This window comes from Enterobacter cloacae complex sp. 2024EL-00214, from assembly GCF_043945575.1.
GTDB lineage: Bacteria > Pseudomonadota > Gammaproteobacteria > Enterobacterales > Enterobacteriaceae > Enterobacter > Enterobacter cloacae_P.
Genome location: NZ_JBIMRC010000064.1, coordinates 1 through 603, shown reverse-complemented (window position 1 = coordinate 603; position 603 = coordinate 1). Strand labels below are relative to the sequence as shown.

Sequence of the window (603 nt, the reverse complement as noted above, 5' to 3'; positions counted from 1 at the left end):
AGTACCAGCGTACGGCCCACAGAATGATGTCACGCTGAAAATGCCGGCCTTTGAATGGGTTCATGTGCAGCTCCATCAGCAAAAGGGGATGATAAGTTTATCACCACCGACTATTTGCAACAGTGCCAAAATTCTGTCATCTCTAACGCCAATTGATTTCAGCTCTGTAATTTGCACTGTCAGCTTCTGATGGCTGGTTGATACCCTTGCATATCCCAGTAATGCCATAATGGTCTCACAAATCGATATTGATACTATGAAGTATCATTAGACATAAATCACGATTTCTGATACTACATTTGAAGTCGTTTTGAGGAGTCTCACAATTTATAACATTTGAGACGAAGGTATTGTTCGAAAATGAGCATGATCTTGACCCTCCATCTCCGAACAGCTTTTGTATCTTAAGTTAACGATGTCCGCTGCCGCCGGTATTCCCTCGGGGAGTGATATCCCAGCGCGCTGTGCGGGTGGTTGGCACTGTTGCAAATAGTCGGTGGTGATAAACTTATCATCCCCTTTTGCTGATGGAGCTGCACATGAACCCATTCAAAGGCCGGCATTTTCAGCGTGACATCATTCTGTGGGCCGTACGCTGGTACT

General features: G+C 45.3%; 1 protein-coding gene and 1 pseudogene. Both read right to left on the bottom strand.

Features of this window, described 5'->3' with window-relative positions; translation table 11 throughout:
* Nucleotides 1-129: 129 nt before the first annotated feature.
* Nucleotides 130-228, bottom strand: a pseudogene (locus ACHHZ6_RS24750) (recombinase family protein); the annotation flags it as partial.
* Between the two features lie 176 nt (nt 229-404).
* Nucleotides 405-603: hypothetical protein (locus ACHHZ6_RS24745; protein ID WP_395123186.1), on the bottom strand; the 199-nt coding region annotated here is incomplete at its 5' end.